We start from the raw sequence: 23,804 nt of genomic DNA, 5'->3' as shown, positions 1-23,804 counted from the left end.
GGTTAAACGAGGTACCTAATTGGTCCTCACCGAAGATCAGAAGAACCAATCAGTAACCGTTGGGTAATCGGAAGTTAATTTCATTCCTAGTTGGTAGTTGCCTTGCCGTTACCTGATGTTGGATCTTCAGACCCCCTCTCAGATTTCAAGGAGCATCAATAAGCATGGATTGGCGTAGCCGCGCGGCGTGTCTGGAAAAGGATCCCGAACTGTTTTTCCCCGTGGGAAATACTGGTCCGGCCCTATTGCAGATCGAAGAGGCCAAGAGCGTTTGCCGTCGATGCGAAGTAACTGAGACTTGCTTGCAGTGGGCCATTGAGTCCGGCCAAGATGCAGGCGTATGGGGCGGTATGAGCGAAGATGAGCGTCGCGCTTTAAAGCGTCGCGCTGCACGTGCTCGTCGCGCTTCATAAGTATGCGCTCGAGGTAATTCTCGCAACCCGAGACGTCAAACGAAATCCGCCAGAGGTCAACACCACTGGCGGATTTCGACTTTAACCGGCATTTTTCCAGCTCGGCTAGGTAGATTAAAAGTAGTATTCATGTTCGAAAGGATCTGTTAGTGACTTTGGCCTACGTCGCGCGCACAATTCAGGCAGGTGCAGACGGTAAATGAGCTCAGCCCTGACAGACCCACATCTAGGCAAGACGCTCGATGGCCGATACCGGCTCGACCATCTTCTAGCACTTGGCGGAATGTCCCGCATCTACCGCAGCATGGACAAACGATTGCATCGGGCCGTCGTAGTAAAGATCCTGAACGACAATTTCGCTAGCGAACCCACGGTGCGCGAACGCTTTGAATCGGAAGCCGTCATCGCTGCGAATATTACCCATCCAAACGTCGTCTCTATTCGCGATCATAACGTCAGCGACAACCTTGTTTACTTGGTCATGGAGTATGTCCGCGGACGAAACCTCGACCAGGTGATCGCTGAACGTGGGAAATTCACTCCCCGACAAATGCTCAGCGTGCTGGAGCAAATTTGTCGTGGCCTCAGCGCTGCTCATAGCGAAGGCATCATTCACCGGGACATGAAACCAGCCAACGTCCTGGTCGCGGACAGCGGGGAAATTAAGCTCACCGACTTCGGTCTGGCTCGGGCTGCCAGTGCACACACCCAGTCAGCAACGTTGTTGGCCACGCTGTCCCACGTGTCACCGGAACTTGTCTCAGGTGCGGCAGCTGATTCTCGTAGCGATATCTACGCGGTGGGAATCATGATTTATCAGATGCTCACCGGTGCCTTGCCCTATGCTGAGACGAATCCGGCTGCCATGATGAAGCACCATCTGGATTCGCCCATGCCCTTACCTTCACAGGCCGTGGCTGGTCTCGCAGAAGACTTAGATGAGCTGGTTCGCTGGTGTACCGAAAAGGACCCTGAAAAGCGCCCTCAGGACGCCTCTCTCCTGCTGGCAGAAGTTCGCCAGATCCATTCAACCCTCACCGAGGAACAGCTGGATCTTGGTATCGAAACTTTGGGGACGGTCGCAGATCTCATCCCCAAAACCTTCACCCAAATGCCGACCACCTTGCAACAACGGCTCGATGCCATGCAACGCGATCGCGAGCTTGAACGAGAGCAGCAATGGCTCGCGCTCAATTCCACCTCTGGTGAAGGTGACTATGAGGTCGACGAAGCAGACGTCAGCGAATCACCTACTACTGTCATCGCCGCCGACGATGCAACGGAGGTTCTCAACCTACGTGATACTCAGGCGACCATGGCCTTACCGCGAGACACTAACGCGTCTGGTCCAGCGATGTTGAATGCGACAACTGCATATTCACGCGACGATCTGGCCCCTCACGAGCCGGAAGCCAACGATAATACACTTTCTGCGCGTGATTCGAAGAGAGCTCAAAAGCAGGCTAACAAGCGTTGGCGTAAGGAAGCGCAAATTCCGACGCACCGCTTGCGCAAGCCACGCACGGGGACCCAAAAACTTGTCATCACCTTGATGTGGGTTTTGATCGTGGCTTTGGTCGCCTCGGCTGGCTGGTTCTTTGGTCGCGGGCCCGGAACGATCGTACGTATTCCTTCGCTCAATGGCATGCTCCAAGAACGAGCGATCTCGCAAATGGATAGCCAGGGCGTCCCGGTTCGTATTAGCAGTGTCTACGATGACGAAGTCGCAGTCGGCAGGGTGGTTGACTCCCGGCCTAGTTCAGGTGCGAACATCATGAAATTTCAGGGTGTCGAGCTGACGGTTTCACAGGGACCTGAACTCTTCGATGTCCCCCAGACCGCTGGTATGAAGGTGGAAAGCGCCAAAAAGTCACTGGCTAAGGCCGGCTTTGAAAACGTCAGCACAACCGAGGAGTACTCCTCATCGGTCGATAGTGGTTCCGTAATTGGTACTAGTCCTGAGGCTGGGAAGCAGATCCCGAAGAAGAACACCGTCAAGCTCACCGTCTCCAAAGGTCATGCACCTGTACAGGTTCCCTCCGTCATCGGATTAAGCCAAGAGGAGGCTGATGCGAAGCTTCGTGAGGCTGGATTGTCGTTGAAGCTGGGTACTGAAATTCATTCCTCGCAGATAGAGCAGGGACTGGTCGCTGCACAAGATCCAGCCGATGGTACCGCCGAATTCGGAAGTGCCGTCGAAGTCAGCCTCTCTTCGGGACCTGAATATGTGCAGATCCCCTCCGTTGTGGGGCTCAGCGTTCAAGACGCAACCGAAGAATTGGAAGCTGCTGGGTTCCAGGTGAAACTCCACAGCGTCTTTGGAGGGGCGAACGAGAGCGTGCGGTTGCAATCACCACTGAATCAGCAGGCTATTTACGGTAGCGACATTTCCATCTACGCTTTCTAGCTAGCATGACAAAGGCTCGATTCCCTTGCGGGAATCGAGCCTTAGTTTTTTGGGTTTAGCGCTTGCGGCTACGGCTCTGCAGAGCCGATGAAACCAAGAACGCCATCTCCAAGGACTGGCGGTGGTTCAGTCGTGGGTCGCAGACCGACTCGTAGAGCGAGTCGAAGTCTTCCTCACGGATTGGATCGGCGCCACCCAAGCATTCGGCGACGTCGTCGCCGGTCATCTCGACATGCAGGCCGCCTGGGAAGGTGCCCAGGGAATCGTGAACCTCGAAGAAGCCACGAACTTCGTCCATCACTGCGTCGAAGTTGCGGGTCTTGTAACCGTTCTGGCTGGTCACGGTGTTGCCGTGCATTGGATCGGTAACCCACAGGACCTGTGCACCGGAAGCGGTCACCTTTTCGACGAGGTTTGGTAGCTTCTCACGAATGTTCTTCGCACCCATACGGGTGATGAAGGTCAGTCGGCCTGGCTCGCGGTTCGGGTCAAGCTTTTCGATCAGGCGAAGCGCGTCATCGGCTTCCGTGGTCGGGCCAAGCTTCACACCAATAGGGTTACGCACACGCGAGAGGAAATCGATGTGTGCGTGATCCAGCTGGCGGGTACGTTCGCCGATCCACAAGAAGTGGCCGCTGGTGTCATAAGGCAACCCGGTCCGCGAGTCGGTGCGGGTCAGCGCACGCTCGTAGTCCAACAGCAATGCCTCGTGCGAGGCGAAGAACTCGGTGCGCTTGAGCGCTTCGAAGTCCGCGCCGCAGGCATCCATGAAGCGAATGGCTGAGTCAATTTCGCCGGCCAGCTGCTCGTAAGCAGAGTGGGCTGGGTTGGCCATGAATCCGCTGTTCCACGAGTGCACGCTACGCAGGTCGGCGAAGCCACCCTGGGTGAATGCACGGATCAGGTTCAACGTAGCCGAAGAGGTGTTGTAGGCCTGAACCATTCGCTTCGGGTCGTGGGCGCGCGATTCCTCGGTGAATTCGTAGCCGTTGACGATGTCGCCGCGGAATGCCGGCAGTGTAACGCCATCTCGGGTCTCATCATTGGAAGAACGTGGCTTGGCGAATTGGCCAGCCATGCGGCCCATCTTGATGACCGGCATCGAGGAGCCGTAGGTCAGCACGACGGCCATCTGCAAAATGGTGCGTACGCGTGCGGAAATCTTGTCCGCGGTTGCATCAGCAAAGGTCTCGGCACAATCGCCACCCTGCAGGAGGAAAGCGCGACCCTGGGCAGCCTCGGCGAGGCGTTCACGCAGGATGTCTACTTCGCCAGCAAAAACCAGTGGCGGACGCGAACCCAATTCGTTAATGGAAGACTGATAGTCCTTGTGCTCGCGCCACGTTGGCTGCTGGGCAATAGGCAATTCACGCCACAAATCTAGTTGCGGATCAGTGGCCGGGCCGGCTACAGAGGAGCCTGGCAATGGGGTTCGGTTTACTTCGCTCACCTTGATGATTCTACTTCGCGCATCAGCAAAGCACAGCGACGAATGTAACAACGGCGCGTAACACTGTGAGCTCGGCTCTATTTCTGCGCTTTACGTGGCGCGTAAATATCAACGTAGCTCTGCCCCGAGAGCACATTGATAGCTTGGCGAATCTCATCAGCGCAGGCTCGCAGGGCCTGCGGATCGTCATGTTTTCCTGCCAGATGCTCAAAACTCAAGGGCTTGCCGATCTTGATCTGGATTTTGCCTGGACGTGGCAAGCTCTGTCCGATGGGCTGAAGCTTGTCGGTGCCGATCATGGCCACAGGAATCACCGGCGCCCCGGACTCCAAGGCAAGTTTTGCCACTCCGAGTTTGGCCCGGTACAGCCGACCGTCAGGCGAACGAGTTCCTTCGGGGTAGATCCCGAGAATTTTCCCCTCATCCAACGCCTTTTTAGCACTGGCTAGAGACGCGGCAGACTTTTGCCCGCCGGAACGATCCATCGGCAACTGGTTAATGTTGCGGAAGAACCACGCGGTAATCCGCCCCTTGAGTCCTCTCCCATTAAAATAGTCGTCCTTGGCGAGGAAAATGACCGGGCGTTCCAGCATTGCGGGCAAAAACACGGAGTCTGAGACCGAGAGATGGTTTGAGGCCAAGATTCCCGCTCCTGACTGAGGAACATTACTTATGCCTTGCAGATCTACGCGAATGAAGATTTTCATCAGCGGCCGAACAGCAAATCGCTTCAGGAAGTCGTACAGCACGGCGGTATAGTTCCTTTTCCTCGAGGAGCGGCGTTGCAATGGGACGTGGAATGATCTCAGTATTCATGACACTGTCCGCACCCTTCAATTGTGCACTACGCTCGATGGTGTACGTAGAAAATTGGAGTGGTCACCATGAAAAATGATGTAGCGAATAACTTTGAGCAGCAGCCACAATCTGGTTCGGCAGTTTTGCTGATCCACGGTTTCACCGGATCGCCGACCGCGATGGAGCCTTGGGCCAACTATTTGCGCAAGGCTGGCTTCGCAACGGCCGTGCCACAGTTGCCAGGCCATGGAACCAAATGGCAGGACATGATCCCGGTCAGCTACAGCGAATGGCTTCAGGCCACCGAGCAGGCCTTCGACGAGTTGGCTGCCAAGCACGAGTCCGTAGCTGTTGCAGGGCTCTCAATGGGTGGCGCACTGGCCCTTCACCTAGCGACACGGCGCAACGTTTCGGCAGTATCCTTGGTCAACCCTGGGTTGATCGTTGATTCTCCCCTGGCACCGTTCACACCCTGGCTCAAGCATGTAGTGCGCAGCATCTCGCCGATCAGTAATGACATTGCTAAACGTGGAATGGACGAGGGAGCGTATCCGCGTACCCCGATCGCCGCAGTGGCTCAGCTGCATGCGCTGTTTGCTCAGGCTCGCGCCCGCTTAGAACTCGTGACGGCCCCGGTTCAGCTCTTTAGATCCACCGTGGACAATATCGTTTCCGATGCTTCGGTGCGTGCGTTAGTCGATGGTCTCAAGCCAGGGACGCTCGCGGAGCATCACATGCTCTTGCACTCAAAACATGTTGCCACGCTAGATTACGATGCCGAGAAAATTTTCCATGAGTCCGCCCGCTTCTTCTCCGGTGCGGCGCATACTGCCCCTAGCGCTTCGGGTAGTAGTCGATGAATTCTCCCGATGCTACTCCCCCGGCAAGCGAAGATCCGCGCTGGGATGACCTCGTGAAAAACTTTCAACAACTCGACGCACAGGCGCCTCGTGAACCGAGCGCTCAAGAACGCGCCGACCAGCTCAAAAAGCTATTTAACACCGGTCCCGGTGCCGTGAGTGGACCGCGCGATTATGTGCCAGAAGAGTCCGACGAGCCCTTTGTTCCAGATGAGCCAGCAGCACTGGGTTCTGGCGATCCGAAACTCTATCTGGCATGGACTGCGGCAGCTGGTGGCCCTATCGGGCTCTTGCTGTGCGTGTTGTTCTTCCGTTCGGCGCCCGCGTTTGTCGTCATTGGTTTGGCCTTGGCGACCATCGCCGGGATCGCGTACTTGGTGAAACGTCTTCCTACCCAGCGCGATCCGGGAGATGATGGGGCTCAGGTCTGAAGTGAACTTGGAGCGTCAAGATCTGTAGGTTACTGTAAAGTAATATAATGTGATGCGGGTTACCCGACATTGCAATTGGGGTCACACATAGTTCAGGAGATGAATAACAGATGCGCGAATACAGCTCGCCAATTCGCATCCATACGCCTCAGCAGTCAAATATCACCGACCTGTTGTTACGCCACGCTAATTCGGCCGCGAATCCTGCCCTGTTCGCAAAACCTGGCCCCGATTCCACCTGGCAGGATGTCACGGCATCCCAATTCACCGCAGATGCAAAAGCCATCGCCAAGGGATTCATTGCCAACGGCATCAACCCCGGTGAGCGCATCGCACTGATGGCAAAAACCCGTTACGAGTGGTCCTTGGTGGACTTCGCCATCTGGTTCGCCGGATGCGTCACGGTGCCTATCTACGAAACCTCCTCCCCCAGCCAAGTCGCCTGGATCGTCGCGGATTCAGAGGTCAAGGCGGTCGTTCTAGAATCGGCAACCCACGAAGGTGTGGTGCGTCGCGCGGCTCATCAAGAACAACTAGACTCCCTTGATCACATTTGGCAGATCGAAGGTGGCCTTGAGCAGCTGGCTGAAGACGGCAAAAAGATCGACGACGATCAGCTCGAAGCCCGCCGCTCAGCGGTGACGCTCAAGGACATCGCCACAATCATCTACACCTCGGGAACCACCGGCCGTCCCAAAGGTTGCGAACTGACCCACGGTAACTTTGTCGAACTCGCCGAAAACGCTGCTGCCGAACTGCCCCAAGCGGTCTACCCTGGCGCTTCGACGATCATGTTCCTCCCGCTGGCACACGTTTTCGCACGCTTCATCTCGGTGATCAACGTGAGCGCAGGGTGCCGCACCGGGCATACCCCAGATGTCAAAAACTTGCTCGGTGATCTGCAGTCCTTCAAGCCGAATTTTATTCTTGCCGTGCCCCGCGTTTTTGAGAAGGTCTATAACTCCGCGATGCTCAAGGCCGAAGACGGCGGCAAAGACAAGATTTTCCACGCGGGTGTCGATGTGGCCGTCGCTTACTCGAAGGCACAGCAATCTGGGAAGATCCCGCTGACTTTGACCCTCAAGCACAAACTTTTTGATGTACTACTGTTCAAAAAGTTGCGTGAGGCCATGGGCGGAAACATTCGCCATGCAGTCTCCGGCGGCGGGCCCTTGGGTGAGCGTCTCGGCCACTTCTTCAACGGCATTGGGGTCACCGTGCTTGAAGGATATGGCTTGACCGAAACCACCGCACCGATCACCGTCAATACCCTGGAACGCATCAAGATCGGCACCGTCGGCAAACCCCTTCCAGGTAATGCTGTACGGATTGCCGATGATGGCGAAATTCTGGCCAAGGGACTGTGTGTGATGCGTGGTTATCACAATCGTCCAGAACTTCAGGACGAAGCTTTTACCGACGGCTGGTTCCGCACCGGTGACATCGGAGAACTAGATGAGGACGGGTTCTTAAAGATCACCGGCCGCAAGAAGGAAATCATCGTCACTGCGGGCGGTAAAAACGTGATTCCGGCCCTGCTTGAAGACCAGATTCGAGCCGATGCCCTCGTATCTCAGTGCGTGGTCATTGGCGAGGGTCGACCATTCATCGCCGCCCTGGTCACGCTGGATCCTGAAGCTCTTCCGGGATGGCTCGAACGCCACCAGCTGGATAAAAATACCCCGCTGGAAGAACTGACAACGCACCCTAAGGTTCTGGAAACCATTGAAAAGGTCATCGCCAAGGCCAATACTTCGGTGTCTAAGGCCGAATCTATTAGGTCATTCCGCGTAGTGCCCACTGACTTCACCGAGGAAACCGGTCATTTGACTCCCTCGCTGAAGATCAAGCGTGCTGTGGTGCTCAAGGACTACGATCAGCTGATTGAAGAGATCTACTCGGCACCCAAACCCAAAGAGTAATCCAGAACTGCAGTAACCAGCTCCCACGATTCACGAGCCGAAGCGGCCCAGGGCAACCTGAGGCCGCTTTGCTGTGTCCGGGCAAAATAACTGCGTGGCAGCACCACATGGTTAAAGGAGACCGGATTCCCCGCTGGTCGTCCGTCGTCGACGACCGCAAAGATCAGGTTCTCAGCCAGCTGCTGGCGCCCGTTAGCCAATAGCCACTGGACCAGTTCCATCAGTTGGTCTTCGCCATCGGCCCCGGTTTCCCCAATGACCACAAGTACATCGATGCCCTTGAACTTCCCATCCAAAACCGACTGAACCCGTTGTGGGCCAGCGGTGGAAATTTCGGCACGAACGTCAAGCTCGCCAAATTGTTCGGCCAAGTGCTCTGCGATTTCGAAGAAAGGTAAATGGGTGCTGAGCGTAAAAACCAGCACGCCCAGAGAATCGCGCCCGGCAGCGACCTGACTGGCTCGTGCTGCTACTTCGGCCGGCACTGCCCCGGCGGGAGTTTTAGGTGCGCGCATCACGGCTCCTTAGGTATTTCAGTGGTGTGAATCTTTGGTGGGGAGCACAGGGGCTCGCAACCATCGTTGCGAGCCCCGGTGCCCGATCTTTACTGTGCGGCGACTGCTACTTTGGTTCGATCACCAGGAGCAGATCCCCACCCTGGACCTGGCTGGTTCCTTCGAAGGTGATCTGCGTGACGACACCGGAGGCGTTGGCAGTAATACCTGCCTCCATCTTCATCGCCTCGATGGTTGCCACCGACTGTCCAGCCTCGACTAGGTCGCCGACCTTCACATTGACGGTCACGGCTCCCGCGAACGGTGCTGCGACGTGACCGGCATTGTTCGGATCAGCCTTAGGTGCCGACTTGACGGTGGATTCCACCGATTCATCGCGGACCTTGATCTGGCGTGATTGGCCGTTGAGGGTGACCACCACGGTGCGCAGACCCTTTTCGTCGGCATCGGAGACCGAAACCAGCTTGACAAGCAGACGCACACCGGTGCCCAGCGAGATGACATGCTCGAAGCCTGGGGTCAGGCCGTAGAGGTAGTCACGGGTGTGCAGGACCGAGAGATCACCGAAGTTCTCCACCGACTTTTCAAAGTCACGCGTAGGCCCGGCAAAGAGCAATCGGTTCAAGGTAGCGCGGATCGTTGCCGAATCCGAATTCAGCGCCTTGGAGTCTTCAGCCGAGAGGTCCTCAATACGGGGCTTGACGTTACGACCCTGAAGCGCCTTGGTACGGAATGGTTCTGGCCATCCACCTGGAGGGTTGCCCAGTTCACCGGAGAGGAACTGAATGACCGAGTCCGGGATGTCGTAGTTCTGCGGATTTGCCTCAAAGTCGGCTGCTGCCACACCCGAACCTACCAATTGCAAGGCCAAGTCGCCCACAACCTTGGAAGAAGGAGTCACCTTGACCACGTTGCCGAGCATCGCGTTGACCGAAGCGTACATCGACTCGATAGCTTCGAAGCGTTCGCCAAGGCCCAGCGCGACGGCCTGCTGACGCAGGTTGGAGAGCTGCCCGCCCGGGATTTCGTGCTGATATACACGACCAGTTGGCGCTGGCAGTCCCGATTCGAATGGCTTGTACAGTGCGCGCACTGCCTCCCAGTACGGCTCCAGCGAAGCCACGGCCTCCAACGACAATCCCGGATCACGGTCGGTGAATTCCAGCGCTGCGATCAGTGCCGAGGCAGAAGGCTGGGAGGTGGTACCAGCCATGGCTGCACTGGCGACATCCACGGCGTCGACACCAGCATCGATGGCTGCCATCAGGGTAGCGAGCTGACCGCCGGAGGTGTCGTGGGTGTGCAGGTGTACCGGCAGATCGAAGCGTTCACGCAGCGCGGTGACCAGCTTGGTGGCAGCCGCAGGGCGCAGCAGTCCAGCCATGTCCTTGATCGCGATGATGTGTGCACCGGCATCAACGATCTGCTGCGCAAGATTCAGGTAGTAATCCAGCGTGTACAGCTTCTCGTTGGCATCCAGCAGGTTGCCGGTGTAGCACAGTGCTACTTCAGCCACCGCGGTACCGGTTTCACGCACGGCCTTGATCGCCGGAGCCATCTGCGACACGTCGTTCAGGGCATCAAAAATACGGAAGATGTCGATCCCGGCTGCGGCTGCTTCCTTCACAAACGCGTCGGTGACTTCCGTCGGGTACGGGGTGTAGCCCACCGTGTTACGGCCGCGCAACAGCATCTGCAGCGGGATGTTCGGAAGTTCGGCACGCAACAGCTCCAAGCGCTTCCATGGGTCTTCGCCGAGGAATCGCAGGGCTACGTCGTAGGTCGCTCCGCCCCAGACCTCCATGGAGAACAGCTGCGGCACGCTGTGTGCATACGCCGGAGCGGCAGCCAGCAGGTCGCGGGTGCGAACGCGGGTGGCCAGCAAGGACTGGTGCGCGTCGCGGAAGGTGGTGTCGGTGATGCCCACGGCCTTGGAATCGCGCAGCGCCTTGGCGAATCCTTCTGGGCCGAGCTCCAGCAGCTTCTGGCGCCATCCATCGGCCGGCACTGCCGCCTTTGATGGTCCATCAAACGGCGAACGCTCTGGTTCGTCGGACTTATCCCCCGGGAAGGCAGGAAGCTTCTTGCGTGGGTCAATACCCTCGACGCGTTCACCGTTGGGGTGGTTCACGGTGACATGCGCCAGGTAGTTCAGGGCCTTGGTGCCGCGGTCCTGGGACTCATTGCCGGTCAGCAGGTCCGGGCGCGAGTCGATGAAGTCGGTGGCAACGTCACCGACCAGGAACTGCGGGTCGCCCAGCACGTTCTGGATGAACGGGATATTGGTGGCCACACCGCGTATGCGGAATTCTGCCAGCGCACGACGAGCGCGTGCTACTGCAGTCTTGTAGTCGCGGCCGCGGCAGGTGAGCTTGACCAGCATCGAGTCGAAATGCGGGGAGACCTCGGCGCCGGTGTAGATGGTTCCACCATCCAGGCGTACGCCCGAACCACCAGCAGAACGGTACACAGTAATCGTTCCAACATCTGGGCGGAAGCCGTTGGCTGGATCCTCGGTGGTGATTCGGGACTGCAGTGCCCAACCGCGTACCTGGACGCTGTCTTGGCTGATACCCAAATCGGTCAATGACTCACCGGCGGCAATGCGCATTTGCGCCTGCACCAAATCGATGTCGGTGACTTCTTCGGTCACCGTGTGCTCCACCTGAATGCGCGGGTTCATCTCGATGAACACGTGCTGGCCTGCTCGGTCTCCCACGGTGTCCACCAGGAATTCGACGGTTCCGGCGTTTTGGTAGCCCAGGGTCTGGGCGAACTTCACCGCATCGCGGAATAGTGCCTGCCGAATGGATTCGTCCAGGTTCGGAGCTGGAGCGATTTCGACGACCTTTTGGTGACGACGTTGCAAGGAGCAGTCGCGTTCGTGAAGATGAACAATGTTCCCGTGTTCATCGGCAAGGATCTGCACTTCGATGTGACGTGGACGAAGCACTGCCTGCTCAAGGAAAACGGTAGGGTCACCGAAGGCGGTTCCCGCTTCACGCATCGCTGCGCCCATCAGTTCTGGCAGGTCTTCACGCTTATCAACGCGGCGCATACCTCGTCCGCCACCACCGGCCACTGCCTTGACGAAGATCGGGAAACCGATACGGTCAGCCTCGGCGATCAGGAAGTCAACGTCGTCGCTTGGCTCCGAGGATTCCAGTACCGGAATGCCAGCTTCGCGAGCAGTCTTCAGCGCTGCAACCTTGTTACCGGCTAGTTCAAGGACGTCCGCCTTTGGACCAATGAACTTGATGCCTTCAGCGGCAGCAGCGCGGGCCAGATCAGGGTTCTCGGACATGAATCCATAGCCCGGGTAGATTGCATCGGCGCCGGCTTCTTTGGCGACGCGGATGATTTCGTCGATGTCCAGGTATGCGCGGACAGGATGGCCCTCTTCGCCGATCTGGTAAGCCTCGTCGGCCTTCTGGCGGTGAATCGAATTACGATCCTCGTGTGGGTAAACCGCAACGGTCTTTGCGCCTAGCTCGTAGCCAGCGCGGAAAGCACGAATTGCAATCTCACCGCGGTTGGCGACCAAGATTTTTTCAAACATAGTGTCCCTACATCGAATCAGTACAGGTTGATAATGCGCGGGCCGATGAATGAAATTCCTTGGCCCAGCCGAGACATCAACAGCCTGTCGGGTCTGGCAAAGTGACAAGCTTTTGCCACTTCTGTGAAACACACTACATTGACCTTCGCCAGAACGTCCAAACATTTCGCCCTGTGGTCTGACCACAAGAAATATTTGCTGAAGATGATCTTTTAATCACTAAGTTGGTTCCATAACCAAAAACCGACGTTGCAAAGTCGGGGAAATGCGCTCCGGCACACTATGATGATGAGAGACTAAATATTCGGTGGGACGTTAAACTAGCGAACAGTGAAAGGCGTGGTCTGGTCCGTGCACGTAGTGAGCATCAGCAGCCTCAAGGGTGGCGTGGGAAAAACCTCCGTAACGCTCGGCCTGGCTTCAGCAGCACTTGCCGCCGGCATTCCGACTCTCGTCATTGACTTGGATCCCCATGCGGATGCCAGCACTGGCCTTGGAGTTCGAGCCAACGGAAAGCAACCAATTGGGCAGATGCTCAAGAATGCTCGTCGGGCCCGACTAGAAGATCAGGTTGTCGCCAGCGCTTGGCAGTCAAAGGCAGCAGAGAAGAAATCCCGTACGCGTATCCCAGTGTTGGATGTTGCCGTAGGTGACGCCTACACCGGCATCTACGATCGTCCAGACCTGCGCACCAGGGATCTTCGTCGCCTCACCCAAATCCTCAGCCGCACCAGCGGATATCAGCTGGTACTGATCGACTGCCCACCATCGCTGAACGGCCTCACCCGTATGGCGTGGAGCGCTTCAGATCAGTTGCTACTCGTGGCAGAACCAAGTCTCTTCTCCGTGGCAGGTACCGAACGCACCCAGCGTGCCCTTGATCTTTTCCGGCGCGAGTTCGCTCCTTCACTGGGCCCTGTTAAGGTTGTTGCCAATCGCGTTCGCAAGGATTCTGCAGAGCACACTTTCCGCCTGGGTGAAATGCGCCAAATGTTTGGTGACTCCATGGTGAAGCCAGAAATTCCAGAACACCCCGAGTGGCAGCAAATTCAGGGCGCAGCCTATTCGGTTCACCAGTGGCCTTCGAAGGCTACCGCACCGATGCTCAACCAGTTTGATGCGTTGCTCAAGGAAATCATGGCATCCGCTGGCAACTCGAACAGCTAACGCTCGCTGAAACAACAACTACATAGTATTTAGGCCGGGCCACCAATTGGTGGCCCGGCCTAAATACTATGTATGGATCTAGTTAGCTTGACTAGCCGACGTTTCGCGCGGCTTTTGCAGCGCGACGTACAGCGAGCTCATCTTCAGGCATGGCCTGCTGTGCTGAGCTTTCTGAAGGCAACTGCGCTAGGGAACCTTCCACCTCGCGCCAGACGCGGCCTACAGCGATACCGAATACTCCCTGCCCCTTCTGGACAAGGTCGATCACTTCATCAGCGCTCGTGCACTCATACACCGACGCGCCGTCGCTCATCAGGGTAATCTGTGCTAGATCTTCGACTCCACGTTCACGCAGATGCAAAACTGCAGCTCGAATTTGCTGCAAAGAAACACCTGTGTCTAGTAGTCGTTTAACGACTTTGAGAACCAAAATGTCGCGGAAGGAGTACAAACGGTGGCTACCCGAGCCTTGAGCACCACGAACTGCTGGCTCGACTAAGCCGGTGCGTGCCCAATAATCAAGCTGGCGGTAAGTAATACCTGCAGCCTTGCAAACAACCGGGCCACGGTACCCGGCATGCTCGTCCAACTCTGGCAAGTCATCGGTGAAGAGCAGCCCTTGTGTATTGGAATGCTTGATGCCACCGTCGACCCCGTGACGAGGCCCTGTCTGGCGAGACTCCATCCAATTGCTCCTTGCGTATCAGCACGATTCTCAACGAAATATTAGGTGACTAAATTAGAACCGCGCAGATGCGAGTGATGATCACAAAACAGTTCATTTTTAATGTCCCTATGCATTGACGGTACGGCCATCTGGCCTAATGGTCAAAGACCTTCAAGCTTAACTTTAAGCCGTGTCGCGAGGGGCTCTCGAATATCCCAAATGAGAGTCGATAATTCGTTGAATTCAGCAATGCTTCAACTATGAAGAAAAGTCCTCGGGATCAATATTGTCTAAAAATTCACGGAACTCACGTAGCTGCTCCTCGGGAGCCTCTTCTCCGTCGCCGTCCGTTTCAATAGATACGCCAGCTTCTTCCAATACCTGTTCCGCGCACATGATGGGGCATTTGGTTCTGACGGCCAATGCCACTGCATCCGACGATCTTGAATCCACGCGTTTACCGTTGGAGAAAACAAGCTCAGCGACAAAAACTGCATTGTGCACTGAAACTATTTCGATTCTTTCCAGGCTCACGCCAAGCGCTTCAAAAACGTTGATCATCAGATCATGTGTCATGGGGCGAGGTGGGGTGAGGCCCTGCTCAGACATCGCGATGGCCGATGCTTCGGGGGCTCCAATCCACAATGGTAGATAGAGATTCTGCGCTGGGTATTTGAGTAATAGCAGCGGCTGATTCGCAGGCAATTGAATACGAATCCCGGAAAACTCCAGTTCCAGCATGCCGGCCTCCTAGAGTTGTAAAAGCCTGTTGAGTTGTAGCCTAACGATCAAGCTGTGAAATAGCACGCTGCACCAGGGCCTCGTGAATTTCGAGGCACTGACGTGAAATTTCTTGGGCCTCTTCTGCGGCTCTGGCCCGCGCCGAAACTTCTGGCTTCTTTAGGTCATTACCAATGATCGATTCGATCAGGGAGAATTCACGATCTGCCGCGGTACGGAACTGGCGTAGGTGTCTTGGCTCCACACCATGATTAGCCAGTTGCACAGCAGACTTGGTCACCTTGATGCAGTTTGCGTCGAATAGGCCTGCTTGCGCTTCGATGAGACCGAATTTCAGTAGTTCATCTACGAGCTCTTCGCTCGCGCCGCTCAGCCCCTGTAGCTCGGCCAGCGAAACCAGGCGTGCCTTGTTTTCTACCGCCTCGGCCATGTCACTATTGACTAACTGAGGAGCTGCGGGCGCTCCCCCAGGCAAAGCTTCAGGTGCTTCTCCGCGATCAACAGCATCCAAGTGATCCTTGATGACCTTCAATGGCAAGTATTGATCTCGCTGCACCGAAAGGATAAAACGAAGCCGGCTGACATCACTGGCAGTGTACTTACGGTAACCGGCCGAGGTGCGCTGCGGGATGATAAGGCCTTTGTCTTCTAAGAAACGGATCTTAGAGGCAGTGACCCTTGGGAATTCATCTTTCAGCTCCGAGAGCACTTCACCGATATTCAGCGCTGCCTGCCGGACAGTCTCGTGGCGTACGGCCTCGAGTCGTGGGCTACGGGCTGCGTCAAAGATCGGCAAAGGGTCTGCACCTCGGAAGTAAAAAATCTCGGCGGACGGACCGCCGGCGGAAATCTAGAACTCTACCAGTTTAAAGGTTCGGTACGCTCTGATAGAAATTCAGGCGGAACTTACCAATCTGTACTTGGACACCGCTATTGAGCTGAATCTCATCAATTCGGTCACCATTGATGTAGGTACCGTTGAGCGAACCAATATCGCTGAGCAGGAACGTCTCTCCCTTACGGGAGAATTTCGCGTGGCGACGAGATACTGTCACGTCGTCCAAGAAAATATCTGCGTTTGGATGACGGCCGGCGATGCTCTCATCAGTATCCAGCAGAAAGCGTGCACCCTTATTTGGACCCGAGTGAGCGATCAGCAAAGCCGAACCCGATGGCAGGGCACGAACTGCGTTCTTTTCATCTTCACTCAGCGTATAAATCACAGAAGGCTCTGAGGCCTTATTCATTGAAGGAAGAGCAATATTGGTCGTCTCGGAGGCAGACTCGTTGTGCGGGTCAACCGGCCCATGTTCCGACATTTGGGATCCTCCAGAAAATCTTGCTAACAGTTCGTGCGCGACGACCTTATGTTCAACTTTGGCATGGTATGCGATACCAAACTATCTCCAGATTAGCCTACTCACCACCCAAGTGATAACAGTAGTAACGATAATTTCCACTGCTGATTTCTTGACGTTCCTTCTGAACGTGAACGAGCATTGAAGCAATCGTCGTTATTACATTGATCTTCCGCGGTATCCGGTGGCCGAACAAGTGTTGATCAGAATCTCGCAGGTGGACCATGACAGAAATTCTCATTAAGCGCGCTTACGCCGAACCAGAGGAGAGTGACGGCTACCGAATACTGGTAGATCGTTTGTGGCCACGTGGTCTCACCAAAGTTAAACTCAAGATCGATCAGTGGGCCAAGTCGATTGCCCCAAGTTCTGAACTTCGAAAGTCTTGGAACCATGACCCTGATCGTTTTGCGGAATTTGCCCGGTATTACAGAAGCGAGCTAAATCAGAACTCGGCTGTCGACGAGTTTCTGGAGCAACTCGATCAGCTACCAAAGGTCACACTAGTTTTTGCGGCCCGAGATGAACAGGTAAATCATGCACTTATTCTGCGAGATTTTCTGTTGGAACAGTTGAATCACCAGTAGTCGGAACAAAACAGACGCCATCAGTGCAAATCAAGTCCGATTCAACAACCTGTTGAAGGTCAAAACTAAACTCTTGGCTCATACCGTTAGCCTCCCCGGGATAATTATCAGTTGACAGTAATATCAACTCCTTGCGCGCTAGAAATATTCCTCAATCCTTCGTCTCTAGCCCTTGGCGAGGTCCGCCTCTAAGGGAACGAACCTCACCAAGTTCCCTAGAGCGCTAGTTATTCCTGAGGGGTCAAAATCCCGTCAAAGAAACCGGCGAATTCTTCAAATGCATCCAGCGGCAGAACGTTAGCAACATACATATCCGGTCGAACGATGACAATCGCTCCATCACGCGAAATTTGACGCTCCTCAAAAATATTGGAAGAGGAGTCCAAGGTTGTGTAAATCTTCTCGTAATCTACGAGCCCAAATTTTCCGCTGTTCGGGCGGAAGATCTTCGGCGCGTCATTAACGTTGATGGAAGTGTAGTCCTGCTGGTAGATCACCTTCACGTCAAAGAGTGCGTCAAGATCTGCACCCTTCGGCGTAAATCGCCCAATCGGCGAATCCCTGGACTCCAAAAACCACTGAGCTAGGTTCTCAACCTTGCCTGGTGCACCAACTTCTGCTTGATCAGCAAAAACGTAAATTCGGTAACGACCGTCAGCCCGATGGTGGTGTCCTAGGTGCTTTGGGTTAGCGTCGGCGACCCGCATGACTGAAGCAGATTTAAACCGTTTACCGATCGGGTAGCCCGCAGCAAGGCTTTGGTGAGTGTGTTGCGCGGTGAGTATCGATGGAGCATATTCCGTCATAAAACCGGCGGGAAATTCGGCGGTGCGCACATAAAACTCAGCTGCACCCTCCTGGCCCTGCAAGGTTTCCGGAGTTGCTGCCATGATGGAAGACCATTGCTTATCAAAATTAATCAGGTCTTGAGCAATGAGCTTTCGTTCCGCCGAATAGGTCCGCAAGAGACCTGCAGGGGCTAGCCCGGATAGGACGTACCCAAGTTTCCAGGCGAGGTTAAAGCCGTCCTGCATTGATACGTTCATCCCTTGCCCAGCTTTCGCTGAGTGCGTATGACAGGCATCGCCCGTGATAAAGACTCGTGGTTCTTTCTGGTCGCTTTCGTCAAGGAGAACATCATCAAAACGATCGGCCAGACGGTGTCCGACCTCGTACACGCTATGCCAAGCTACGTCCCTCACTTCTAGCGAGTAGGGGTTCAGAATTGCTGTGGCGCGCTCAATAATTTCTTCCAGCGGTGTCTGGCGCACCTTGCCGTTGTCATCTTCAGGCACTTCCCCTAAGTCGACATACAAACGAAAGAGCTGGCCACCTTCACGAGGGATCAACAGAATCGAACCTGCTTGGGAATGGATTGCGCATTTGGTGCGCACATCGGGGAAATCAGTAATCGCCAACGTGTCCATAACTCCCCAGGCGTGATTGGCTTTGTCGCCTGAAAGTTTGGCGCCAATAGAACGACGAACTTTGCTTCGTGCACCATCAGCTCCAACAACATATTTGGCTCGAACCACGCGCTGGATACCTTGATTCTCTTCCCCGCAGCCAAGCAACGTTACTTTCACTGGGTAGTCGTGGCCGTGCTCGACTACGAGCTCCTGAAAGTCCCAACCGAAATCCGGTGCGATGCGAGTTGGCGCGTTATGGGCGTATTCAGCAAAATAATCGATCACGCGTGCTTGATTCACGACCAAATGCGGGAATTCGCTAATGCCCGTTGGATCATCCGCGGTACGGTCGGTGCGAATAATGCGCTCCGGGTTTTGCGGATCTGGATTCCAGAAAGTGGTCTCTTTGATGACGTACGCCTCCGAAGTAATGCGCTCTGCAAATCCAAAGGCCTGGAAAGTCTCTACGGTCCGAGACTGGATGCCATCGGCCTGCCCGATCTCAAGACGCCCGGGACGGCGGTCAATAATTCGAGTATGAACATCTGGGAACTGAGAGAGCTGGGCCGCAGCAATGATGCCAGCCGGCCCCGTTCCGACAATCAGTACATCCATCTCCTCGGGTAGCTCAGTGGGACGGTTGATCCCCGCCCCGGCAACTGGCTGTACTCGTGGATCAGCGGAAACATATCCGTTGTGGTGAAACTGCATTGTTTCATTCCCCAATTCTCTAACAGCGCCATCGAACTTTTTATCATGAGTTCTATAAACGAACACTGTAATCTTTTATCGCACACTGATCATATACAATCCGTGAGCTCCAGCACAAGAAGGTCAGCGGTTCGGTTGCTTCCCTCGCCCCGTAAACACGAAGAAGCCCCAGCCAACCTTCTAAGTTCAAAGGTTTGCTGGGGCGATAGTCACGAAAGTTATTAATAATGAGCCTGCTGGGAGTTGTTAGCGAACAACTTGAACATACCCATCTTGGACCTGCAACCGATGCAGGGGGCCACGCTCCTTAAGTTTTTGTTGCCATCGACGATCATGGCTGACGGTAATGACCGTTCCTGGGTAGTCCTCCAAGGCGCTTTCAAGCTGTTCGACAAGCACCGGTGAAATATGGTTTGTGGGCTCGTCCAGGAACAACACCTGAGCCTCAGAGCTCACGGCGATCGCCAATTCGAGTCGCCGGCATTGTCCGACGGACAATGCCTGCGGATGTCGTTCGAAGTCCTCCGGCATGAACAAGCCCAGCTTGGCCAGCGCTTCGGCGGCATCTTCCAGGTATTGATCTGTTGCCAACGCAAACGCCTCAATCAGGCTCTGCCCGGGCAACTGCCCCAGTTCTTGTCGTAGCCAAGCCCAACGCATCTGCGAGGCTCGCTGGACTTGACCGCTGTCCTCAGCCAATTCACCAGCCAAGAGTTTCAGCAGGGAGGTTTTCCCAGCTCCATTCGGCCCGGTCACCAGCCAGCGTTCGCCAAGATTAATCTCAAACGAGCCTGTTCGAAGTTTCGGAGCCACGTCGCGTTGCGCATTGCGAACCTGGATCAGGGCCCGTGTATTTTCAGCAGCCCCACTACCTGACGGCATAGAAAATTCAAGCTCGGCGGCCGGCTTGGGTACAGGCCGAGCTTCCAATTCTTCGATCCGAGATTTGGCTTGTCGGATTTTCGAAGTGGATCCGTGGCTTCGTTCTCGCGAACGAAAATTGCCGTGCCCAAAGGCAGCCATTTCCATTTTTCGAGGAATCGCAGCTACCCGCGAAGCGTTCTTTTCCACGAGTTTTCGGGAATGCTCCATATCTTCACTCCACGCAGCATAGGCTTCTTCGGCCGAGATACGCTCTTGCTCTTTGGCATGCAGGTAACCATCGTAGCCATTACCGTACCGATTCAGTCTTCCCTCCTGAACTTCAAGAATGGAACGTGCAAAACGCTTGAGAAACATACGGTCGTGGGTGATTAACACTATCGCTCCACGATGCCTGTCGAGGCATCTTTCCAGCCAGGTCAGTGCGGCTTCATCTAGGTCATTGGTCGGCTCATCGAGCAACAATAACTGCGCGCTTGAGCAAAGCACACAAGCAAGGGCCAGACGTGAGCGTTGCCCACCGGAAAGTCGGGATACTTCGCTGTCACGATCCAACTCCCCCAAGCCAAGTTGCTGTAGCGCGCTATCCAGTCGTTGTTTAACGGTGTAGCCATCGGCGGCTTCATAGATATCAGTGACCTGCTGAAGTTGGGCCATGAGGCGTTCAGCTACCGCACCCTGTGCACCAGGGAGTTTTAGACTGATAATCCTCATCAAATTCTCCAGCTCGCGGAAGCGAGCATGATACGAATCAATCACCTGTTGAATAGTCGCAGACGCTGCAAACTGTGGATTCTGGGCCGCAAAGGCTACTGACCCGGGGGCGTTCATCTCGCGCTGGCCGCGATCGGCTGTCAGATTTCCTGCGATGACGCGCATCAAGGTGGACTTGCCCGAACCGTTATCGCCGAGCACCGCCAATCGTTCCTTGGCGGAAATCGTCAGGTCGCAGTCAATCAGTACGTCTCGATCGCCGAAACTGACGCTGATACCACGCATAGCGCAAATGTAGTCTGGGGAATGATCTAAGTTCTGGGACGCTACTTGGCGCCCGTCATGTGGGTGAGTCATGGGATGTTCCTGCCTGTTGCCAGAGACCTGCCACCGTGGGCTCGGCTCGCTGGCGTTCATACGACATCAGATAGATGCCAGAAAGTGATTGGATGCTAGGACGCAAAGTTGCGCGTTAGTTACCGCGCGAAGATCCCAAAAATTATCGTTCCCATCGTTCAAGACTATGTCCCTTATTCGCAAGTGACAAGAATTCAGTCCTCTAGAGCTCGATGGTCCCGCTGATTAATATCGTGGTTGCGCCACCGACCCAGAGTTGAGAGTCCTGTCGATCCAAATGAACTCGCCCCCGTCTTCCGACTTTGGTTCCTTGTCGGTTGATCAGTGGAGCGGTGGTGTATCCAGCATCAATTAACCAGTCGGTGGCAGCGCCGTTGAGGCTTCCTGTCACCGGATCCTCACGGAGTGCACCATCTTCGATGGTCAGTGCACGGAATTCAAATTTTTCTGGCCAACGTTCCTGAGGCAAGGCGCCGATGACTCCGATCTTCCAGCGTCCTGGCCGTTGTGGAATTTTGGGGACAATTTCTAAGACTTGCTCAGAATTTTCGAGCAGCACTGCCGCCCATCCCGGCCCGTTATCCACCCATTGTGAGTCTTTAACCGTGGCCGGATCGATATCCAGGATGCTGACCAGTTCCTTCAACTCGTCGGCCTCAAGATCCCCTGAACGGATGGTTGCTGGCGATGCGAAGGAAAGAACATCGCCATCGATATTGATTGGCACCAGTCCGGCCCCGCACTCCAAGATCAACTGTCGTGGGTTTTGTGGCACGCCACCGGCGTCCAGCCACGCGCGAGCGGTCCCAAGAGCTGGATGCCCAGCAAAACGGTACTCATGTTGCCTGGCAAAAATGCGGAACTGAAAATCCGCTTGCTTGTCGTTTGCCGGTAAGACATAGGTGACTTCGGAGAGGTTGGACCAGAGCGAATAGGCTTGCATCGCTTCAGTTTCAAGGTCTTGCCCGTCGAGCACAACGCCGAGAGGGTTGCCCTTATAGGGTGTACTGCTGAAAACATCGACCTGGTAGAAACGACGCTGCATTCGATGACCTTTCCGAGCCTGTGCAAGACAGCACAAAACCCCGCCGAGATTGCTCTCGACGGGGTTATGCTGATCGGTCGGGCTAGCGGGATTTGAACCCACGGCCTCCTCACCCCCAGTGAGGCGCGCTACCAAGCTGCGCCATAGCCCGATGCCTCCGCAGCCGTTATCCCCAAGTCGTGAGAACCAAGGGTGCCGTCTGCAAAAGCTCCGTTATTACCCTACACCAAGTGAAGGGCTAATTTCGAACTCTAGCGTTTGCGGCTACGGCGTTCGCGGATTCGCATCGATACTTCGATCGGTGTGCCCTCAAAGCCGAAGGTTTCGCGCAGACGACGGGTAATGAATCGGCGGTAGCCAGGATCCAAGAACCCGGTGGTGAAGAGCACGAAGCGTGGCGGACGAGCCGAAGCCTGAGTTCCGAAGAGAATACGTGGCTGCTTACCGCCGCGCACTGGGTGCGGATGAGCTGCGACGAGTTCGCCGAGGAAGGCATTGAGCTTTCCGGTAGGAATACGCTTATCCCACGATTCCAGTGCGGTATTCAGCGCAGGAACCAGCTTGTCCTTGTGCCATCCGGTCTTGGCCGAAATGTTGACGCGTGGCGCCCATTCAATGTGGGCAAGGTCGCGCTCGATTTCCTGGTCCAGGTAGTAGCGGCGATCCTCATCCACCTCGTCCCACTTGTTGTAGACGATGACCAGGGCACGGCCGGCCTCAATAGCCAACTGGATGATCCGCACATCCTGTTCGGAGACGACCTCGTTGGCAGCCAACAAGATGACAGCTACTTCGGCCTTCTCCAAGGCACTCTGCGTACGCAGGGAAGCGTAGTAATCCGAACCCACAGCCATGTGCTGGCGGCGGCGAATACCTGCGGTATCCACAAAACGCCACACATTTCCGCCCAGTTCGATCAGTTCATCCACCGGGTCGCGGGTGGTGCCGGCATAATCGTCGACCACCACGCGCTCGGAACCGGCCAACTTGTTCAGCAGTGAGGACTTACCCACATTTGGGCGTCCGATCAACGCGATACGGCGCGGACCGCCGGAAGGAATCAAACCACCAAAAGCGGAGTGCTCCGGAAGTTTCTCCATGACGGCATCCAAAAGGTCCGCGGTGCCGCGACCGTGCAGGGCAGAAACCGGCCATGGCTGTCCAAAGCCCAAGCCCCAGAGCACCGCCGCTTCGGCTTCCTGGTTGAAGTCATCAACTTTGTTGGCCACCAAGAAGACCGGCTTACCCTTCTTGCGCAGCATCTTCACCACGGCCTCATCGGTTGCGGTGGCACCAACATGCGAATCCACCACAAAGAGGATGGCATCGGCCACGTCGGCGGCGATTTCTGCCTGGTCAGCCACGGAAGCGTGGATACCCTTGGCATCGTGCTCCCAACCACCGGTATCAACGATGGTGAAGGGCCGGCCCATCCACTCAGCCGAGTAGGACACGCGGTCACGCGTCACACCGGGGGTATCTTCCACCACAGCTTCGCGGCGACCCAAAATGCGGTTCACCAGGGTGGACTTGCCCACGTTGGGGCGTCCGATCACGGCGAGTACCGGTGGGATCACCACATCGGCGTCGTCGTCATCAAACTCGTCAAGACCGGCCAGCAGGGCCGAGTCCTCTTCGTCTAGTTCGTAGTCTTCCAGTCCGCTGAGCAGAGCCTGCGCACGAATGGCGGCTTCTTCCTCGCTCAGTTCGGCCAGGCGCTCGGCGATATCGTCGTCTCCAACGGGGATAAATTCCTCGTCGTGGGTGGAGTTGTTCTCGCTCATGATTTTCCCTTCACAGCGATCGTAATC

The 23,804-nt window shown here is 55.7% G+C and carries 19 protein-coding genes and 1 tRNA gene; 7 read left to right on the top strand and 13 right to left on the bottom strand.

From position 1 onward, the window contains the following. Positions 1–164: 164 nt before the first annotated feature. Both QMQ05_RS05570 and QMQ05_RS05565 read left to right on the top strand, forming a co-directional pair. A complete protein-coding gene (locus QMQ05_RS05570; protein ID WP_013348560.1) occupies positions 165–413 on the top strand; it encodes a WhiB family transcriptional regulator in 249 nt (82 codons plus the stop codon). Positions 414–612: 199 nt separating this feature from the next. Then, positions 613–2,820, top strand: coding sequence for a Stk1 family PASTA domain-containing Ser/Thr kinase (locus tag QMQ05_RS05565; RefSeq protein WP_345473676.1), 2,208 nt, complete (start codon positions 613–615; stop codon positions 2,818–2,820). Positions 2,821–2,875: 55 nt separating this feature from the next. Here QMQ05_RS05565 and QMQ05_RS05560 read toward each other — a convergent pair whose 3' ends face one another. Both QMQ05_RS05560 and QMQ05_RS05555 read right to left on the bottom strand, forming a co-directional pair. After that, on the bottom strand, positions 2,876–4,270 hold the full coding sequence (locus QMQ05_RS05560) for a class II 3-deoxy-7-phosphoheptulonate synthase (protein ID WP_058256850.1): 1,395 nt from the start codon (positions 4,268–4,270) through the stop codon (positions 2,876–2,878). A 77-nt stretch (positions 4,271–4,347) separates the two neighbouring features. Continuing rightward, on the bottom strand, positions 4,348–4,977 hold the full coding sequence (locus QMQ05_RS05555) for a lysophospholipid acyltransferase family protein (RefSeq protein WP_345474648.1): 630 nt from the start codon (positions 4,975–4,977) through the stop codon (positions 4,348–4,350). Between the two features lie 177 nt (positions 4,978–5,154). Here QMQ05_RS05555 and QMQ05_RS05550 point away from each other — a divergent pair, with 177 nt between their 5' ends. From QMQ05_RS05550 to QMQ05_RS05540, 3 genes are all read left to right on the top strand, one after another. Further along, entirely contained in the window at positions 5,155–5,928 is a 774-nt protein-coding gene (locus QMQ05_RS05550; protein ID WP_345473675.1) for an alpha/beta hydrolase, read from the top strand. Beyond that, a complete protein-coding gene (locus tag QMQ05_RS05545; protein ID WP_345473674.1) occupies positions 5,925–6,359 on the top strand; it encodes a hypothetical protein in 435 nt (144 codons plus the stop codon). The genes QMQ05_RS05550 and QMQ05_RS05545 overlap by 4 nt, the downstream gene beginning before the upstream one ends. Before the next feature lie 110 nt (positions 6,360–6,469). Continuing rightward, positions 6,470–8,281 (top strand): AMP-dependent synthetase/ligase, encoded by a 1,812-nt coding sequence (locus QMQ05_RS05540; protein ID WP_334122598.1) that lies wholly within the window; start codon positions 6,470–6,472, stop codon positions 8,279–8,281. Here QMQ05_RS05540 and QMQ05_RS05535 read toward each other — a convergent pair. Together QMQ05_RS05535 and QMQ05_RS05530 are read right to left on the bottom strand one after the other, a co-directional pair. Beyond that, complete coding sequence (locus QMQ05_RS05535; RefSeq protein WP_345473672.1) at positions 8,254–8,796, bottom strand: hypothetical protein; 543 nt, start codon at positions 8,794–8,796, stop codon at positions 8,254–8,256. The two genes, QMQ05_RS05540 and QMQ05_RS05535, sit on opposite strands and share 28 nt — an antisense overlap. A 106-nt stretch (positions 8,797–8,902) precedes the next feature. Further along, a complete protein-coding gene (locus QMQ05_RS05530) occupies positions 8,903–12,355 on the bottom strand; it encodes a pyruvate carboxylase (RefSeq protein ID WP_345473670.1) in 3,453 nt (1,150 codons plus the stop codon). A 351-nt stretch (positions 12,356–12,706) separates the two neighbouring features. Between QMQ05_RS05530 and QMQ05_RS05525 the strand changes: the two genes are divergently transcribed. Then, positions 12,707–13,522 (top strand): ParA family protein, encoded by an 816-nt coding sequence (locus QMQ05_RS05525; RefSeq protein WP_334122601.1) that lies wholly within the window; start codon positions 12,707–12,709, stop codon positions 13,520–13,522. Positions 13,523–13,613: 91 nt separating this feature from the next. Here QMQ05_RS05525 and QMQ05_RS05520 read toward each other — a convergent pair whose 3' ends face one another. The 4 genes from QMQ05_RS05520 to QMQ05_RS05505 form a co-directional block, all read right to left on the bottom strand. Continuing rightward, positions 13,614–14,207, bottom strand: coding sequence for a MerR family transcriptional regulator (locus QMQ05_RS05520; RefSeq protein WP_058256844.1), 594 nt, complete (start codon positions 14,205–14,207; stop codon positions 13,614–13,616). Between the two features lie 240 nt (positions 14,208–14,447). After that, a complete protein-coding gene (locus QMQ05_RS05515) occupies positions 14,448–14,930 on the bottom strand; it encodes a bifunctional nuclease family protein (RefSeq protein WP_334122603.1) in 483 nt (160 codons plus the stop codon). A gap of 40 nt (positions 14,931–14,970) precedes the next feature. Next, the gene (gene ftsR, locus QMQ05_RS05510) at positions 14,971–15,726 is read right to left on the bottom strand and encodes a transcriptional regulator FtsR (RefSeq protein ID WP_345473665.1); all 756 of its coding nucleotides are present in this window, start codon (positions 15,724–15,726) and stop codon (positions 14,971–14,973) included. A gap of 70 nt (positions 15,727–15,796) precedes the next feature. Beyond that, positions 15,797–16,249: an FHA domain-containing protein gene (locus QMQ05_RS05505; RefSeq protein WP_345473664.1), complete on the bottom strand. Its 453-nt coding sequence runs from the start codon at positions 16,247–16,249 to the stop codon at positions 15,797–15,799. Between the two features lie 263 nt (positions 16,250–16,512). Here QMQ05_RS05505 and QMQ05_RS05500 point away from each other — a divergent pair, with 263 nt between their 5' ends. Beyond that, on the top strand, positions 16,513–16,875 hold the full coding sequence (locus QMQ05_RS05500; protein ID WP_345473662.1) for a DUF488 domain-containing protein: 363 nt from the start codon (positions 16,513–16,515) through the stop codon (positions 16,873–16,875). Positions 16,876–17,102: 227 nt separating this feature from the next. On the opposite strand, the gene QMQ05_RS05495 is transcribed toward QMQ05_RS05500, so the two are convergent. The 5 genes from QMQ05_RS05495 to der all read right to left on the bottom strand — a co-directional run bounded on the left by QMQ05_RS05495 (position 17,103) and on the right by der (position 23,777). Continuing rightward, positions 17,103–18,995 (bottom strand): FAD-binding monooxygenase, encoded by a 1,893-nt coding sequence (locus QMQ05_RS05495; RefSeq protein ID WP_345473660.1) that lies wholly within the window; start codon positions 18,993–18,995, stop codon positions 17,103–17,105. Positions 18,996–19,241: 246 nt separating this feature from the next. Further along, a complete protein-coding gene (gene abc-f, locus QMQ05_RS05490; RefSeq protein ID WP_345473658.1) occupies positions 19,242–20,948 on the bottom strand; it encodes a ribosomal protection-like ABC-F family protein in 1,707 nt (568 codons plus the stop codon). A gap of 202 nt (positions 20,949–21,150) precedes the next feature. Then, positions 21,151–21,993 carry a PhzF family phenazine biosynthesis protein gene (locus QMQ05_RS05485; protein ID WP_345473656.1) on the bottom strand — a complete coding sequence of 281 codons (843 nt, stop codon included), beginning with the start codon at positions 21,991–21,993 and terminating at the stop codon, positions 21,151–21,153. A gap of 77 nt (positions 21,994–22,070) precedes the next feature. After that, positions 22,071–22,144: transfer RNA gene (locus QMQ05_RS05480), tRNA-Pro, on the bottom strand. Between the two features lie 100 nt (positions 22,145–22,244). Next, entirely contained in the window at positions 22,245–23,777 is a 1,533-nt protein-coding gene (gene der / locus QMQ05_RS05475) for a ribosome biogenesis GTPase Der (RefSeq protein ID WP_058256838.1), read from the bottom strand. Positions 23,778–23,804: the final 27 nt, after the last annotated feature.

The sequence above is a fragment of the Glutamicibacter sp. B1 genome, from assembly GCF_039602135.1.
GTDB lineage: Bacteria > Actinomycetota > Actinomycetes > Actinomycetales > Micrococcaceae > Glutamicibacter > Glutamicibacter ectropisis.
The sequence above is the reverse complement of the archived record's forward strand: the minus strand, read 5'-3'. Positions and strand labels throughout refer to the sequence as shown.